General features: G+C 57.4%; 9 protein-coding genes. 3 read left to right on the top strand and 6 right to left on the bottom strand.

What is annotated here, in order from left to right:
• Positions 1-2: 2 nt before the first annotated feature.
• The gene (locus K0H81_RS06565) at positions 3-1,043 is read right to left on the bottom strand and encodes a DcaP family trimeric outer membrane transporter (RefSeq protein WP_220060309.1); all 1,041 of its coding nucleotides are present in this window, start codon (positions 1,041-1,043) and stop codon (positions 3-5) included.
• A 257-nt stretch (positions 1,044-1,300) separates the two neighbouring features.
• Here K0H81_RS06565 and K0H81_RS06560 point away from each other — a divergent pair, with 257 nt between their 5' ends.
• The gene (locus K0H81_RS06560; protein WP_220060308.1) at positions 1,301-4,795 is read left to right on the top strand and encodes a PAS-domain containing protein; all 3,495 of its coding nucleotides are present in this window, start codon (positions 1,301-1,303) and stop codon (positions 4,793-4,795) included.
• Positions 4,796-4,867: 72 nt separating this feature from the next.
• Here K0H81_RS06560 and K0H81_RS06555 read toward each other — a convergent pair whose 3' ends face one another.
• Positions 4,868-5,536: a response regulator transcription factor gene (locus K0H81_RS06555; protein WP_144200326.1), complete on the bottom strand. Its 669-nt coding sequence runs from the start codon at positions 5,534-5,536 to the stop codon at positions 4,868-4,870.
• Positions 5,537-6,063: 527 nt separating this feature from the next.
• Here K0H81_RS06555 and K0H81_RS06550 point away from each other — a divergent pair.
• A complete protein-coding gene (locus tag K0H81_RS06550; RefSeq protein WP_011866412.1) occupies positions 6,064-7,188 on the top strand; it encodes a patatin-like phospholipase family protein in 1,125 nt (374 codons plus the stop codon).
• A gap of 20 nt (positions 7,189-7,208) precedes the next feature.
• Here the strand turns inward: K0H81_RS06550 and K0H81_RS06545 are convergent, their stop codons facing one another.
• Together K0H81_RS06545 and K0H81_RS06540 are read right to left on the bottom strand one after the other, a co-directional pair.
• On the bottom strand, positions 7,209-7,931 hold the full coding sequence (locus K0H81_RS06545; RefSeq protein WP_220060307.1) for an SGNH/GDSL hydrolase family protein: 723 nt from the start codon (positions 7,929-7,931) through the stop codon (positions 7,209-7,211).
• A 25-nt stretch (positions 7,932-7,956) separates the two neighbouring features.
• A complete protein-coding gene (locus K0H81_RS06540; protein ID WP_220060306.1) occupies positions 7,957-9,906 on the bottom strand; it encodes a monovalent cation:proton antiporter family protein in 1,950 nt (649 codons plus the stop codon).
• A 258-nt stretch (positions 9,907-10,164) separates the two neighbouring features.
• On the opposite strand from K0H81_RS06540, the gene dgcS reads away from it, so the two are divergent.
• On the top strand, positions 10,165-11,052 hold the full coding sequence (gene dgcS, locus K0H81_RS06535; RefSeq protein ID WP_011866415.1) for a diguanylate cyclase DgcS: 888 nt from the start codon (positions 10,165-10,167) through the stop codon (positions 11,050-11,052).
• A 199-nt stretch (positions 11,053-11,251) separates the two neighbouring features.
• On the opposite strand, the gene tilS is transcribed toward dgcS, so the two are convergent.
• Complete coding sequence (gene tilS / locus K0H81_RS06530; protein WP_220060305.1) at positions 11,252-12,640, bottom strand: tRNA lysidine(34) synthetase TilS; 1,389 nt, start codon at positions 12,638-12,640, stop codon at positions 11,252-11,254.
• Complete coding sequence (dnaE, locus tag K0H81_RS06525; protein ID WP_220060304.1) at positions 12,641-16,114, bottom strand: DNA polymerase III subunit alpha; 3,474 nt, start codon at positions 16,112-16,114, stop codon at positions 12,641-12,643.
• Positions 16,115-16,232 lie beyond the last annotated feature (118 nt).

Genomic DNA, 16,232 nt, shown 5'->3' with positions numbered 1-16,232 from the left:
ACTTACAAGGCGTAACGCATTGAGAACTGTGCGTAGTTAGAGTCGACCTTCTGGTCGTCCAGGGCGAAGTTACCCACTTCGATGCCCACGGCCAGTGCCGGTGTCAGGTTCTGGAACAGGTTGACGCTCCACTGGCTGCGATCGGCATCGGACTTGTCGGTCTCGATGCGGCCATAAAGGAAGGTGCTGCGCAGGGTATCTGTCCAGTAGTGGCGGTAGGCGGCGAGATAAGAGGTGCTGGTTTCCACCTCTTCACCGATAAGATCTTTAGTCACCCCCAGCCCCACGTAGCGGCCCACTTCCCCTTGGTGGAACTGGAAGCGCAGGTCATCTTTGCCGAAGGTGTTGATGCGACCGGCAATCGAACCACCGAAGGCGGTTTCGCTGTTGCCGCCCAGGGTGTTGAGCCTGCGACCCAGCGCCGAGATGGAGACGTTACCCCAGTCGCCCTTGAAGTTATAACGGGCTACCACATCCGGCAGATCGTCGTTGACGGTATCGCCGCCGTCACTCTCAGGGTTCTCGATAGAGACCTGGAAGCCGCCCATGTCGTAACGGATCTGGCCCTGACGCACGAAGGCCAGACCGACCGTGGCACCGGCGAAGTCGGCGGTTTCCGGGATGGCGCTGGTGTTCATGAAGGTGGTCCAGGTCTGGCCCACGGTTAAGTCTTTGTACTTGATGAAGGCGTGACGCAGACGCGGATGGGCCGAGTTAGACACCACCTGGTTGCCGCCACCGCCGAGGAAATCCATCTCGATGAAACCCATCACGTCGCCGTGAACATACTTGGTGTTGAAACGAGACTCGTTGGCGAAGATACGGAACTGTGACGCGCTCTCTTCGAGCGGCGTGCCGGTGCCAATCCAGAAGTCGCGATAGGCGACATCGCCATTAACATAGCGGGCATCGACCTTGAGGTAGCCGCCGAAAGACAGCTTGCCGTCGTCGCCGACGTTAAAGTCATAACCTGCCATGGCAGAACTGGCCATCAGACCGAGTGAAGTTGCGAGTGTGAGTTTTTTTATTGTTGATGTGAGCATCTTGATTATCCCCTTTTGTGGTTGCCTCCAAGATGGAGAAATGCCTCCTTTGGCTCAATTGGGAATAGGTAGTAATGCAGCGGTCGTAGGCCATAGGGCGCAATACCCAAGGATTAGGCAGTAAGCACTAATACTTAAGTCGATGGCCGTAAATGCCGACTTTCACCTTAACTGTGATATGTTGGCTTGAATAACAAAATAAAAGGAGTGAGCCGGGATGGCGAGATAAGCTCCTGAAAAGATAGGATAAGTGACAGATGTTCCCAAACTGGCTATTGGTTGCCATCAGCATCAGCTATATCGGCCTGCTGTTTTTAATGGCATTTCTGGGTGACAAGTACCGCGGCAAGTGGTTTGCCGGGCAGCACACCATCATCTACTCCCTGTCGCTGGGGGTCTACTGTACCTCCTGGGGCTTTCTCGGCACCGCCGGACAGGCCGCCAATAACTCCTTCGCCTATCTGCCGGTTTATATCGCGCCTATCTTGCTGTTTATCTTCGCCTGGCCCTTTATCCAAAGGGTGATCCGCGTCTGTCTCAAGCTCAACATCACCTCGATTGCCGACCTGCTGGCGGCCCGTTTTGGTAAGTCGCCCTTGCTGGCGGTGGTAGTCACCTTCGTCGCCCTTTTCGGCACCCTGCCCTATATCGCGCTGCAGCAGAAGGCTATCGTTAACTCCTATGAGATCTTGCGCCAAGATCACCTGCTCACCTCCTGGCAGCTGGGCCTGGTGGTGAGCCTGATCCTCGCCGGTTTCACCATAGTCTTCGGGGTGCGCGCCATCGACGTGACCGAGCGCCATCCAGGCATGATGCTGGCCATCGCCTTCGAGTCCTTAGTAAAGCTTATCGCCTACCTCACCATAGGCATCTTCGTCTCCTTCTTCCTGTTCGACTCGCCCATGGATATCTGGCGCCAGGCGACGGAGATCAAGCCCCTAGAGGCGGAGTTTAACTACCCCAACTTCATCTCGCTGTTTGGCCTGTTGATTATCGTGATGTCGGCATTTCTCTGTCTGCCGAGGCAGTTCCAGGTACTGATCGTCGAGCTCAAATCACAAAAGCATGTGCTCTGGAGCCGCTGGACCTTCCCCCTCTATGTGCTGGTGTTTGCCTTCTTTGCCACGCCACTGGGTCAGGCGGGCAATATCCTCTATGGCGACTCGCTCCAGAGTGACGCCTATGTGCTGTTTCTGCCCGTCTTCAGCGGCGATATCTGGCTGGGGCTGTTTAGTTTTCTCGGCGCCATCTCGGCGGCCAGCTCCATGGTGATCATCTCCACCATAGCCCTGAGTACCATGCTAAGTAACGAGATCGTCTTCCCGACCCTATTTAAGATCAACAACATACAGAGCAATGACTTCCACAAGTTCCGCTCGCACCTGCTTAACATCCGCAAGGCGCTGGTGCTGCTGGTGATCTTCATGAGCTATGGCATGTTCCTGATCGCCCCGCCCGATACCCTAGCATCTTTAGGTGAGGTGGCCTTCGGCGCCATCGCCCAGATAGGCCCGGCGCTGTTTGCCGCCTTCCTCTGGCGCCGGGTCACGCTGATCGGCGTATTGGTTGGGATCTCCAGCGGCTTCGCCCTCTGGCTGGTGCTTAACCTGTTGCCGCAGCTGGGTCTCTACGGTCACCCCTTCGCCGGCAGCGGTTATTCGATGACGACGATGTCGACCCTGGTTGGCCTGTTTGTCAACGTGATGGCCATCTGGCTGGTCTCCTCCTTTACCCGCCAGAGCGTGCACGAGCAGATGCAGATAGGTCACTTCATCGAGCGGCCCGAGCTGGACAAGGCGCTGCCCGAGGTGCCCAAGCATGTGAACCCGACCGAGCTTGAGCTACTGGTGGCCCGCTTCGTGGGTAAGGACAAGGCCGCCCAAGGCTTCTACTCCTTCTTCTCCTGTCAGCCCCAGCCGATTCAAGACAAGAATGCCCACAATCAGGCGCTGATCTTCTTTACCGAAAACATGCTCGCCAGCGTCATGGGCTCGGCCTCGGCGCGCCTGGTGCTCTCTTGCGCCCTCCATGGCCGCGACATCGCCATAGAGGATGTGGCTCAGCTGGTAGAGGAGGCCTCCAGCCATCGCAAGGAGTTCAGCCGCAGCGTGCTACACAGCGCCATCGAGAACGCCAGCGAAGGGATATCGGTTATCGACAAAGATCTCAACCTGGTAGCCTGGAATCAGCAATACCTCAGCCTGTTTAACTACCCGGACGACCTTGTCTACATCGGCTGCCCGGTGCGCCAGCTGATCGAGTACAACCTCAAGTTCGGCAAGGGCTATATTCCCAACCTGGATGAACAGGTGGAGCGGCGCCTCAACTTCCTGCGCCAGGGGAGCCGCCACGCCACCGAGCGCATCCAACCCGACGGCAAGACGATTCGCATCCAGGGCAACCCCATACCCGGCGGCGGCTTCGTGATGATCTTCTCCGACATCAGCATGTACCGCGAGGCCGAGAAACTACTGAAAGAGAAAAACTTAGACTTGGAAGCCAGGGTGTTTGAGCGCACCAAGCGGCTCGAACAGGCCAACCTGCAGCTGGCCAAGTCCAACGAAGAGCTGGCCGAGGCGCTACAGAAGGTAGAACAGGCGCACCAGAAGAAGAGTCAGTATCTGAAGGCCTGTAGCCATGATCTGCTGCAGCCGCTGTCGGCGGCGCGCCTCTTCTCCTCTGCCTTCGTCCAGGGCGGTCAGCTGTCCAATAAACAGAAACAGCAGATAGGCTATATCGACAATGCCCTGCAGGTGGCCAACGAGCTGCTGCTGGATCTCAACGAGGTGTCGCGCATCGAGGGCGGCACTGTGGTACCCGAGATCACCGAATTTGCCCTGCAGGAGGTGCTCGACTCCCTGGTGGAGGAGTTCAGCGCCATGGCCAGCACCACACAGGCTGAGTTTAAGTGTATCAAGACCAAACTCTGGGTGCGCAGCGACAAGGTGCTGCTCAGACGCATACTGCAGAACCTGATCAGCAACGCGTTTCGTTACGCCGGTGGCGGGCGCATATTGCTGGGTTGTCGCCGCCACGGCGACACCATCGCCATTCAGGTGGTAGACGATGGCCCAGGGATCCCCGCCGATAAGCAGGCGGTGATCTTCGAGCAGTTTACCCGTTTGCAGCACTCGGGCCATGAGGGCGTTAACGGCCTGGGATTGGGGCTGAATATCGCCCAGGGCCTGGCGGAGCTGATGCAGCATCGGCTTACCCTGTCATCGAAAGTCAATCAGGGCAGTATCTTCAGCCTGAGCCTGAATGTCGCCCAACCTAAACTTGTGGAGGAGCAGACCAGCCAGCCGGATATCCTCACCCTCAACGGCGTCAAGGTGCTGTGCGTCGATGACGACCCCAACGTGTTGGCGGGCATGGAGGAGCTATTGAAGGGCTGGAAGTGTCAGGTGCATACCGCCTCCTCCGCGCAGCAGGCTAAGGCCTGTGTCAGCCAGTTTGCCGGTAAGCTGGACATAGTGCTGATGGACTATCAGCTGGACAACAATCAAAACGGCCTGGATCTCATGGCCGAGCTACAGGCCCTTTCCAGCCGCCCCATTCCGGCGATTCTGATCACCGCCACCATAGACGAGGAGGTGGTGCAGCGCACCAAGGAGCTGGGTTATGGCTATCTGCGTAAGATCATCAAGCCCATCGCCCTGCGCGCCGTGATGAGCGCTACCCTGGCCAACAGCCTACACAACAACTATTCGGCCCAGCCGAGCCCCCACTTTATGGACCCGCTAACCGATTAAAAGCAAACGCCCCGCAACTTAAGCTGCGGGGCGTTCTTTATTAAATATGGGAAACCTGTCAGCCCTAAACGACTAGACCTCTTCCACCTCGGCGGTCAGCGGCGTCTTGTCCAGATAGAGCTGACTCATGGCGATCACCGCCTGGGTGCGGGTATGTACTCCAAGCTTGAGGAAAATAGCGCTGGCGTGGGCCTTGATAGTGGCCTCTGACAAGCCTAACTCATAGGCGATCTGCTTGTTGAGCAGGCCGTCGGCAAACATCATCAAGATCTTGTGCTGACGCGGTGACAGGCTGGCTATCTTGCTACTCATGCTGTCCAGGGTCACCGCACTAAGGTCCTCACAGCCCGGCGGCATCCACTGGCGGCCGGCCATCACGGCATTGATCGCCTTGACCATCTGCTCGACCGGCGAGGACTTGGGAATAAAGCCCGCCGCGCCGAAGGACATCGCCTTACCCACAGTGACTTTATCTTCCTGGCCGGAGATCACCACTATCCCTATGTGGGGATAGCTGTTACGAATATTGACTAAGGTATTGAATCCATGCGCATTGGGAATATTCAGATCCAATAAGAGCAGGTCTGCATCCTGATGCTGGGTTAAGATCTCATCCAGTGCCGTCACCGTTTCCGCCTCAAACAGCATAGGCTGATCGAACTGAGTGGTTAGGGTGTTTACGAGTGCTTGCCGAAACAGTGGATGATCATCAGCTATTATTATTTTTAGTGGCTGTAACATGTTTGATCCCTCATATGTACTCATTTCCAGTCTACGCGAACCTTAGAGATTATCAAACAGCCCCAAAACCCATGGTCGAGGGACAACTTGTCAGTTAACATTTACATTACAAGTAGATAGCGGCATTGAGACGCCAAAAGCGGCCACAGAGACTTGAGTCAATATAGACTTATTATCTAGGTCATCACCCTATTATTTGTGCTAGAGATGGCGTATTGAGGCCTAATCGCAGCCTGTTAATCCCCAAATGCCCTAGAAGCTACGTCGAAGGGGCGAGAAAATCATCCAGGGACGCCGGCTTGAACATGGCCCACGGCTCACATATTCTAATCAATATCGGCCTTGGCCATTGCAAGCGAGACGGCACTAAGGGACGTTTCCAATTGCCGGACATAACGAACTTGGCAAAGCTAGCAGGGGTATTGCAGCAGTAAAGCCTATAAAAATGACAGGCTGGTCCAGGCCAGCGCAATCACAAGACTTGCCGCCAGGCGCGGCACAATAGAATTCATTCAGAGGGAACTCAGTTGCCAGATAAGACAGCATTGGTGTTAGGGGGCGGCGGTGCGCGCGCCGCTTACCAGGTCGGGGTACTCAAGGCGATAGTGCAGTTCTATCCCCGTAACCACGGCGTGCCCTTTAAGATCATTTGCGGCACCTCTGCCGGCGCCATCAACGGCACCTCTATCGCGACCCATGCCTCTTGTTTTCATCTCGGGGTACGTAAGCTCGAGTGGGTCTGGCGCCACTTTAGCACCCACAAGGTCTACCGCTCCTCATTTGGCGGCATCTTCTCCCACCTGGCGCAGATGGCGCTGATGGGGCTACAGGATGTGAAGATCAACACCGAAGCCGGTAGCCTGTTCGACAACCAGCCCCTGAGAAACCTGCTGAACAACCTGATTAACTTCGAGCGGATCGACCGCAATATCGCCAACGGCGCCCTGCATGCCCTGAGCGTAGACACCTCCTGCTACAACTCGTCGCGCTCGGTGAGCTTCTTCCAGGCCGCCAAGGAGATTGATGAGTGGAACCGCGCCCGTCGTGGCGGCCAGCGCACTCATCTGCATACCGAACACCTGCTGGCCAGCGCCGCTATCCCCCTGGTGTTTCCCTCGGTGAAGCTCAATCGCGGCTATTATGGCGATGGCTCAGTGCATCAGCTGGCGCCCCTGAGCAGCCCGATTCATCTGGGGGCGGAGAAGATCATGGTGATCAACCTGGAGAGCCCCCATAAGCAGGTGCACAAGGAGTTTGAACATCACCCCAAGACGGCGACCATAGCCGGTCACCTGCTCGATACCATCTTCTCCGATACGTTAAATAGCGATCTCGAGCGTCTGCAGCGGATCAACAGCACACTCAACCTGATCCCCAAGGAGCGCAGACATGAGGCGTCGCTCAAGACCATAGACACACTTGTGATAAAACCCAGCGAGGATCTCAGCCTAATCGCCGCCCAGCACTATCAGGATATGCCGATGGCGGTGAAGGCCCTGCTACGGCTAATCGGCATCAACCAGCAATCTGACTCGAGTATCGTCTCCTATCTGCTGTTCGAGCAGTCTTACTGCAGCGCGCTGATCAACCTGGGTTATCAGGATGCCATGTGTCAAATAGATGAGATCAAGGCCTTCTTCAATATTCGCTAAAGACTCTCAAAAGGCGTTAACTAGACTGGACGGGTGTCTTCAATAAGGTGCCGGGCGAGGATCGCCTGACTGGCGCATTCCGCCCACAGACGATAGCTGGCTGCGCTGGGGTGAAAGCCATCGCTGGCCAGGGCTTCGCTCGTCAACGGCAGCATGAGGGGCAGAAGCTGACAGGCCGCTTCCTCTTGGCAAAACTGCTCAAGCGCCCGATTGAAGCGCGCCTCCCGTCGCCGCAACACACCGGCGAGGGGCTGAGTAAATCTCGGAAAGTCCCCCAGGGGCGGCACCGGCGTCAGCAGCACCCTTGCGCCGGGTGAAGCCTCAAGTAAACCGCCTATCAACGCGCCGGTCGAGGCGAGCCAGCGCTGCACGTCTATGGGCGAGAGCAGATCGTTGACTCCCAAAGAGATAAGAATGACATCGACCCTATTTGGTGCCTGCTGGATAAGCTTGAGCGTCTGGGCCGTAGTCATGCCCGACTTGGCCAGTAAATGCCAGTTGAGTCGGTAGTGAGGCGCCAGCAGACGAGTGAGCTGACCGCTCAGGGCCTTATCTTGGTGGGAGACGCCGACGCCCGCCGCGGCCGAGTCCCCTAGAATCAACAGCCTAAGCGGCTTCCCCTCCCCCAACTCACCACTGCGCTCACCATCGGGCTCGGGCAGCCTTGGCGTGCGCCACTTGACCCACAGCGCCTGCATCAGCAGCAGCGGAGAGAGCACAATTAACAGGGCTGGTCTTACCATAGCACTTTTACCCTCTCTTATCCGATTAGCCTTGAAGCAGGTAATGCTCGGCCTTCTCGATGCGCCTTGGCTTACCCAGGATGATGAGGATATCCCCGGGACGGATCAGCCAGTCAAGCTCAGGGCTTTCCACCTCGGCGCCGCTGCGGCGCACTGCCCTTAGCTCCACCCTGAGCTTGTCCCAGGGAATGGCAGAGAGCGGCTGGCCCACCACCTGGGCGCCTTTGGGCAGGGCGACGGCGTGCAGCAGCTCTAAAGTAAAGTCTGTCTCCTCACCGGAGAAGAAGCCGTGCAGATATTGATAATGATTGCGCCGCTCATACTCGAGGCGCTTGAGGATCCGGGTCAGGGGCACGCCGCACTGATAGAGCACCTGAGACACCAGCATCAGGCTGCCCTCCAGGGTTTCCGGGATCACCTGACTGGCCCCCGCCTCCTCCAGCGCCTCCATGCCCTCGTCGTCGCGGGTCCTCACCAAGATCTTGGCCTCGGGCGCCAGCTGACGGCACAGGGGCAAGACCTCATCGAGCACATGACTGCTGGTAAAGGTGAGCACGATCAGCTTGGCTTGCTTGATCTGCGCCTGCTTGAGGATCGCCCGCTTGGCCACATCGCCAAAATAGACAGGCTCTCCCGCCCGGCGCGCCTCACTCACCCTAGTGGGATCCCGGTCGAGCACCAGATAGGGGATCGCCTCCGTCTTCATGAAACGGGCTATGGTCTGCCCCACCCGGCCATAACCCAGAATCAACACCAGGTCGCTACTCTGCTCCGGGATGGGAATAGTCTCATGACCCCCCTGCTTAACCGACTTGACCCCGTGCAGGCGCCTGGCGATATCCACGCTGTGACGCACCAGCCAAGGAGCCACCGCCATCGACAGCACGGCCACCATCACCAGCTTAGTGCTGACGGTGATCTCCAGCAGCTGATAGTTAACCGCCAACGCCAGCACCACGAAACTGAACTCCCCCACCTGCGCCAGGCTGATGGCGGCAGCCACAGAGGTGCGAAATGACTCCTTGGCCGCCCTGAGCAGGCCAAAGACGATCAAGGCTTTGGCGATAATCACCGCCACCACCAGCAGCAGTACCTGCCACCAGAAGGTGATCACCAGGCTAAAATCGAGCAGCATGCCGATAGAGATGAAGAAGAGCCCCATCAAGAGATCCCTGAAGGGGCGAATATCTGCCTCCAGCTGGCGTTTGTATTGGCTCTCCCCCAGCAGCATACCAGCGATAAAGGCGCCCAGTGCCATGGAGAGTCCCAGCCACTGGGTCAGGGCACCAGTGACCAGCGCCACTACCAGGGTGGAGAGGACAAACAGCTCGTTGGAGCGCGAGCGCGCCACCTCATCAAACACCTTAGGCAGCGCCCACTTACCCACGGCCATCAGGGCGATGAAGGCCAATACCCCTTCCCCCATGGCGAGCAAGATCTGGTGCCAGCTCAGCATCTCACCATCTGAGGCCAGCAGAGGCATGAGGATCAGCAGAGGCACCACGGCCAGATCCTGAAACAGCAAGACACTCACCGACAGCTCGCCGTGGCGCCGCCTGAGCCAGCCGCGCTCGTTGAGCAACTTGAGTACGATGGCGGTAGAAGAGAGAGCGATGGCCGAGCCCACCACGATGGACTCGCTCAGGTTAAGCCCCAACAGCATGCTGATGCACATGGTAAGAACGGCGGTGACAAACACCTGAGCGCTACCCAGACCAAATACGGTGCGGCGCATGGCCCAGAGTCTAGGCAGCGAGAATTCGAGACCTAGTGAGAACATCAGCAGTACTACCCCCAGCTCGGCCACCGAGTGGATCTGCTGCTGAGTGAACCAGTTGAACACAGAAGGGCCGCTGATCACCCCGGTGATCAGATAGGCCAGGATAGCCGGCAGGCCCGCCCGCCTAAAGAGGGCGATCGCCACTATGGCCATCATCAACATCAACAGGATCTTAATCAGTATGCTGTGTTCCATTACCGCTGCGCGCTCCTCTGCCTGCCCTCAAATACGCTCTTCCCAAAACTGTATGCCCAAAACTGTGTGCACAAATGTGCCTGGACGCGATCGCTAGCGTCAAGTTTGCTGCCCGAGTCAAAATACTGTCACCGACTAAGCCCCCCCTTCCCCAGACTAACTCAATGACATATATAGACAAACCCATCATTTAGTATTAGGCACGTTTTTTGCTTTATATAACCTATCTCGGGTCCGTTACATTGTGGAGTAAAGATTATGGACTTTGCCTTAGCGACAGAATTTTCGTTTGACGAATATCGCTATCAGCCAGATCACCATCACAATACAGTCGGTGCGCCAAACGGTGCGCCTAATCTAGTCACCGTCATGCAGCAGCTGCATGAGAGCCTAGATCCACGGACGGTATTTGCCTGCTACGGCAAACTCATGGGACAACACTTGCCAGTGCTGGGGATCACCCTGTGCTATAAAGAGTATCAGCTAAGCTGGGGCGGTGAGCAAGGTTTACTAATAAAACAAAACCTTAGCCATGATGGGGTGAGCATCAGCATCGCCTATCGTCTGTCGGCGCCACTGATCAAGCCACAGACAGAGCTGCTGTATCAGTTGCAGTCACTGCTGCTGAGCCCTTTGGTAAACGCCATCGCCTACCAGCAGATGGCAAAACAGGCGATGCATGACTCACTCACCCATCTGGGCAACCGCCGCTACTATGAGCAGAGCCTCAAGCAGGTACTGGCCCGCGCCCAGCGCCATGGGGATGCGATCACCTTAGTGGTGCTGGATCTCGATAACTTCAAGAGCCTGAATGACAAGTATGGCCACCTGGTGGGCGATGAGGTGCTGAGTCAATTCGGTCACACACTTGAGCAAGCGATTCGCGACAGCGACCAAGCCTTTCGTATCGGCGGCGACGAATTTACCCTGCTGATCGAAGGCGATACCCAGGCGGCCAGCGTACTGTGTGAGCGGATCCTCGCCATGATGGAAGGCGATAGCCTGCTAACCAAGTTTCAGGTGCAGACCAGCATGGGCCTTGCCCAGTGGCAGCTTGGCAATGACGCCGAGACCCTGTACCTCCGGGCCGACAAGGCCCTCTACCGCGCCAAGGCGGCCGGACGTCGCTGCTACCGCGTCGATTAGAGTGGCATCCTGAATAGAGAGCCATATTGAGCTGAGATTAAAAGGGATTTAGAACAGGTTTAGCGACGATTTATATGCGCCGATCTACAGAAGTCGCGATAAAAAATTCCCCGGCAGGATAGCGCCATCCTGCCGCCTAGATGTTAGGTATTGGAAGATTGGTATTAGATGTTAGGTATTGGAAGATTGGTATTAGATGTTAGCCATTAACGTCGACAAGGCTGAACTGCCAGCCGCCCTCGCCTTCAGCGGCCAGGTAGCGTTTATCCACCCAGAGTCCCACAGCCGCAACTAATTGCTCGCCCGAAAAGATAAGAGGAATACGCCCTCGCTCCCAAGGCGGCACGGCAAACTCTTGCCACAACTTCTTAAGCTCCCGCCCCTTGTCCCGACCATGGGGATGACAGCGCACGCTACCAGAGGCGCCAAAACGAAGCGTCATCTCGTCTGCCTTTTCTAGACGTAGCCGAAGCCCCGTCAGACTCCAGTTCGCCACAAGCTGGCTTTGGCTGTCGATTGGCCAGCTTAACGTCGAGCCTTGGGATCTCACATCCTCATCCAGGCCTTGCAGCACTTGGTTATGTCTAGGAATGACCTCTGCAGAGTCCAGATAGAGGGCCTGTTGAAAACGTCTCAGCACCATAGATTTGATGCGAATCGCCACCTGAGCGTCGTCTTTAGCCTCAAGCTGCGCCAAAATATCCCCCAGCTGCGCCGCCGAGGGTAAAGGGAAGCCGAGATGCTCGATAAAGCCCCGCAGCAGATGGGGACGCCAGCGCCCTGGCTGCTCTGCTAACGCTTTCAGATCCAACACGGCCGCCTGGCTATGGGGCACACTTAGCAGCATGGCAGGTAAACGAAGACTCACCTCCTCGTCTATCAGCGCCTGCTGCTCGGCGCACAATTGAGCGCTGCGACTGGCGGTGGCGGCAAAGGCTGGCCAGCGCGCCGTGAGGATCGGCAGCACCTCGTTGCGCAAAAAGTTGCGGTCGAAACGACTGTCCTTATTACTCTCATCCTCGATATGGCTAAGCCCCTCGGCCTTGGCAAAGGCTTCTATCTGGGCGCGGGATCTTGTCAGCAGCGGCCTGAGGAGTGGGTTATCAGAGGTAAAGGCCTGCACCTCTCCCATGGCCGCCAGCCCCTTGGGCCCAAGGCCGCGCTTGAGCGCCAACAATAGCGTCTCGAGCTGATCGTCCTGATGGTGGGCGGTGAGCAGGATATCGCCGGGGGCTAACTCGCTTCGCAGCGCATCGTATCTCGCCTCACGGGCTGCGGCCTCGAGACTGATGCGGGCGCCGCTAGCCACTGTCACCCGCTTTACGCTGATCGGCAAGCCATACTCGCGGGCGCGGCGCTCACAATGGCTCTGCCAGCTATCAGCATTGGCGCTGAGACCGTGATGCACATGCACCAAGAGATAATTAAACTCGGGATGCTGCTTGGCATATCGGCTCAGGCCATAGGCGAGCACCTCCGAGTCGACACCGCCACTGTATGCCAGCACTAACTTAGTGCTAGGCTCAGGTGCGACACGCGCCAGCAACTGGGTCAGTGCGGCAGTAGGACAGAAGCTGTCGGGCGCCATCTAGAAGAGGATCCTTACCTTATCCGAGCCTGTCAGCGTTTCCAGCGCCAACATCAGCTCGTCGGTCGGATTCACCCGCCACTCATCCCCCAGCCTGAACTGGGCCTTGGCGGTGGGCTGGGCATAGTTGATCACTAAGGGGACACTGCCTGCCTTCCAGGGCTCGACCGCCTGCTGGAACTGCCCGAGCCACTCTGGCGTGATACTGGCGCCGTCCAGATCCACCTCGACCGCGTGGGCGAAGTGACTGCGCGCCTCACCCATATCGATGATGTTGCGGGCCGTCATGCGATTGCCGCCGGAGAAGTCATCGAAACTCACCTCCCCTTCGACAATCAAGATTCTGTCTTTTTCCAGCAGCTCACCAAATTTCTCAAAGGCCTCGGTAAACAGCATCACCTCCAGGCGAGCACTCTTATCATCCAGAGTGACCAGACCCATCTTGGAGCCGCGTTTGGTCATCATCACACGGGTCGCCACTACGAGACCGGCGGCCTTGGTGGTCTTGCCCCGCTCGGTAGGATGCACATCCTTGAGCCTGCCCGAGGTGTAGTGCTTGAGCTCCTTGAGGTATTGGTTAATCGGGTGACCGGTCAGATACAGACCTAAGGTCTCTCGCTCGCCCTCGAGCCACACCTTATCGGGCCAGGGGGTACATTGCACAAACTGCTGTTTGTTATCTTCAGGCTCGCTATTGAGCAGGCCGAACATGTCGTGCTGACCAATCGCCTCGGCCTTGGCATGCTGATCGGCGGCGCGAATTGCCTCAGGCAGGGTCGCCATCATGGCGGCACGGTGCGGCCCCAGGTTATCCAGGGCGCCGGCGCAGATCAGTTTCTCGATAACTCTGCGGTTAAGCTTCTTGAGATCGACCCGGGCGCAGAAGTCGAACAGGTCCACGAATGGCCCATCCTCCCGCGCCTTAAGAATCGATTCCACCGGACCTTCACCCACGCCCTTGATGGCGCCGATGCCATAGACGATGTTGAGGTCGTCATCCACGGTGAAACGGAACAAGCCCTTGTTGACGTCCGGCGGCAATAGCGGCAAGCCCATGCGCTCACACTCATCCACCAGGGTCACGATCTTGTCCGTGTTGTCCATATCTGCCGACATCACCGCCGCCATAAACTGCGCCGGGAAATGGGTCTTGAGCCAGAGGGTCTGGTAGGACACCAGGGCGTAGGCGGCCGAGTGCGACTTGTTGAAGCCGTAACCGGCGAACTTTTCCACTAAGTCGAAGATCTTCATCGCCAACTCGCCGTCGACGCCGTTCTTCACCGCACCTTCTTTGAAGACGCTACGCTGCTTGGCCATCTCCTCGGGTTTCTTCTTACCCATGGCACGACGCAGCATGTCCGCGCCGCCCAGGGTATAGCCCGCCAGCACCTGGGCGATCTGCATCACCTGTTCCTGGTAGAGAATAATGCCGTAGGTGGGCTCCAGAATCGGCTTGAGGCTCTCGTGTTGCCATTGCTGGTCGGGATAAGAAACCTCTTCACGGCCGTGCTTACGCTCGATGAAGTTATCTACCATGCCCGATTGCAGCGGCCCGGGACGGAACAGGGCCACCAGTGCGATCATATCTTCGAAGCAGTCAGGCTGTAGGCGCTTAATCAGATCTTTCATGCCGCGTGATTCCAGCTGGAACACGGCGGTGGTTTCATAACGCTGCAACAAACGGAAGGAGGCTGGGTCATCCAGGACGATCGCCTCGATACGCACAGGCTCTTTGCCCTGCTTCGCAAGATGCGGATTGATCATCTGCAGCGCCCAGTCGATGATGGTCAGGGTCCTCAGACCCAGGAAGTCGAACTTCACCAGACCGGCGGTTTCTACGTCGTTCTTATCGAACTGGGTAACCGGGTTGTGCCCCTCGGCATCACAGTAGAGCGGCGCAAAATCGGTGATCACCGTCGGCGCGATCACCACGCCCCCGGCATGTTTACCTGCGTTACGTGTGACCCCTTCCAGCACCCGGCACATGTCGATGAGATCTTTAACCTCTTCATCGGCATCATAGGCCTCCGGCAGCGCCGGTTCGGCCTCGAACGCCTTGGCCAGGGTCATGCCGGGTTCGGCCGGGATCATCTTAGAGATGCGGTCGACGAAGCCATAGGGGTGACCCAGTACACGGCCCACGTCACGTACCACGGCCTTAGCCGCCATGGTACCGAAGGTGATGATCTGTGACACGGCGTCGCGGCCATAGAGTTCGGCCACGTGATCGATCACCTCGTCGCGTCTGTCCATGCAGAAGTCGACGTCGAAGTCCGGCATGGAAACACGTTCTGGGTTAAGGAAACGTTCGAACAGCAGGTCAAATTCCAGCGGGTCGAGGTCGGTGATCTTCAGGGCATAGGCCACCAGAGAACCCGCCCCCGAACCACGGCCGGGACCGATAGGGATACCGTTGTCTTTCCCCCACTGGATGAACTCCATCACGATGAGGAAGTAGCCGGGGAATCCCATGTTGTTAATTACCGTCAGCTCGACATCGAGACGCTCGTCATACTCACCGCGGCGCTCGGCGCGCTCCGCCTCATCGGGAAAGAGGAACTCGAGACGCTCCTCCAGGCCCTTCTTGGAGACCTCGACCAGAAAATCTTCGATGGAAAGATCGCCGGTGGGGAAGTTCGGCAGGAAGTATTCACCGAGTCTCACTGTGACGTTACAGCGCTTGGCGATCTCCACGCTGTTTTGCAGCGCCTCTGGGATATCGTCAAACAGCTCGCACATCTCATCCTGGCTGCGGAAATATTGCTGCTCGCTGTAGCGGCGCGGCCGCCTTGGGTCGGCCAGGGTGAAACCGTCAGAGATGGCCACGCGGATCTCATGGGCCTCGAACTGCTCAGGCTGTATGAACACCACCTGATTGGTGGCGACCACGGGCAGGTCTTTCTCGCCCGCCAGCTCGACCGCCATATGCAGATAACGCTCCTCATCGGGGCGACCGGTGCGGATAAGCTCAAGATAATAACGGTCGGGGAAGTGGGTCTGATAGAAGGCGACCAGAGAGTCCACCTGGCCCTGGTTACCCTTGAGCAGCGCCTTGCCCACGTCGCCATCTTTGGCACCAGAGAGCAGGATCAGCCCTTCGCTGTAGCGCTCCAGCCAGGCCTGGTCGATCACCGCCCTGTCTTTCACATGGCCGCGCAGGTAGGCATCACTGATCAGCAGGGTCAGATTCTTATACCCCTCGTTGTTCATCGCCAGCACAGTCAGGGAGCAGAATTCATCCTCGAAACCCGGCACCAGCATGAAGAAGTCACAACCTACGATGGGCTTGATCCCCGCACCGTGACAGCCGCCATAAAACTTCACCAGACCGCAGAGGTTGGTGTTGTCGGTCAGGGCCAGTGCGGCCATCTGATCTTCACTGGCCTTGGCGAGAATGGGCTTGACCTTGGCGAGGCCATCAGACATGGAAAAATCACTATGTACGCGCAGGTGCACGAAACGAGGTTCTGACATAAGGAGGTTCTGATTTAGTTAGCTAATTTTCTATTATTTATGCGGCGAACTATTCCCGTGAAAGAGTCGCCTTGAAAGAGTACCAGAGTCACACACAGGGCACCAGTCACTGGCGCCC

This window comes from Shewanella halotolerans, from assembly GCF_019457535.1.
Classification (GTDB): Bacteria; Pseudomonadota; Gammaproteobacteria; order Enterobacterales; family Shewanellaceae; genus Shewanella; species Shewanella halotolerans.
Note: the sequence above shows the minus strand (reverse complement) of the source record. Positions and strands in the feature narration are given on the sequence as shown.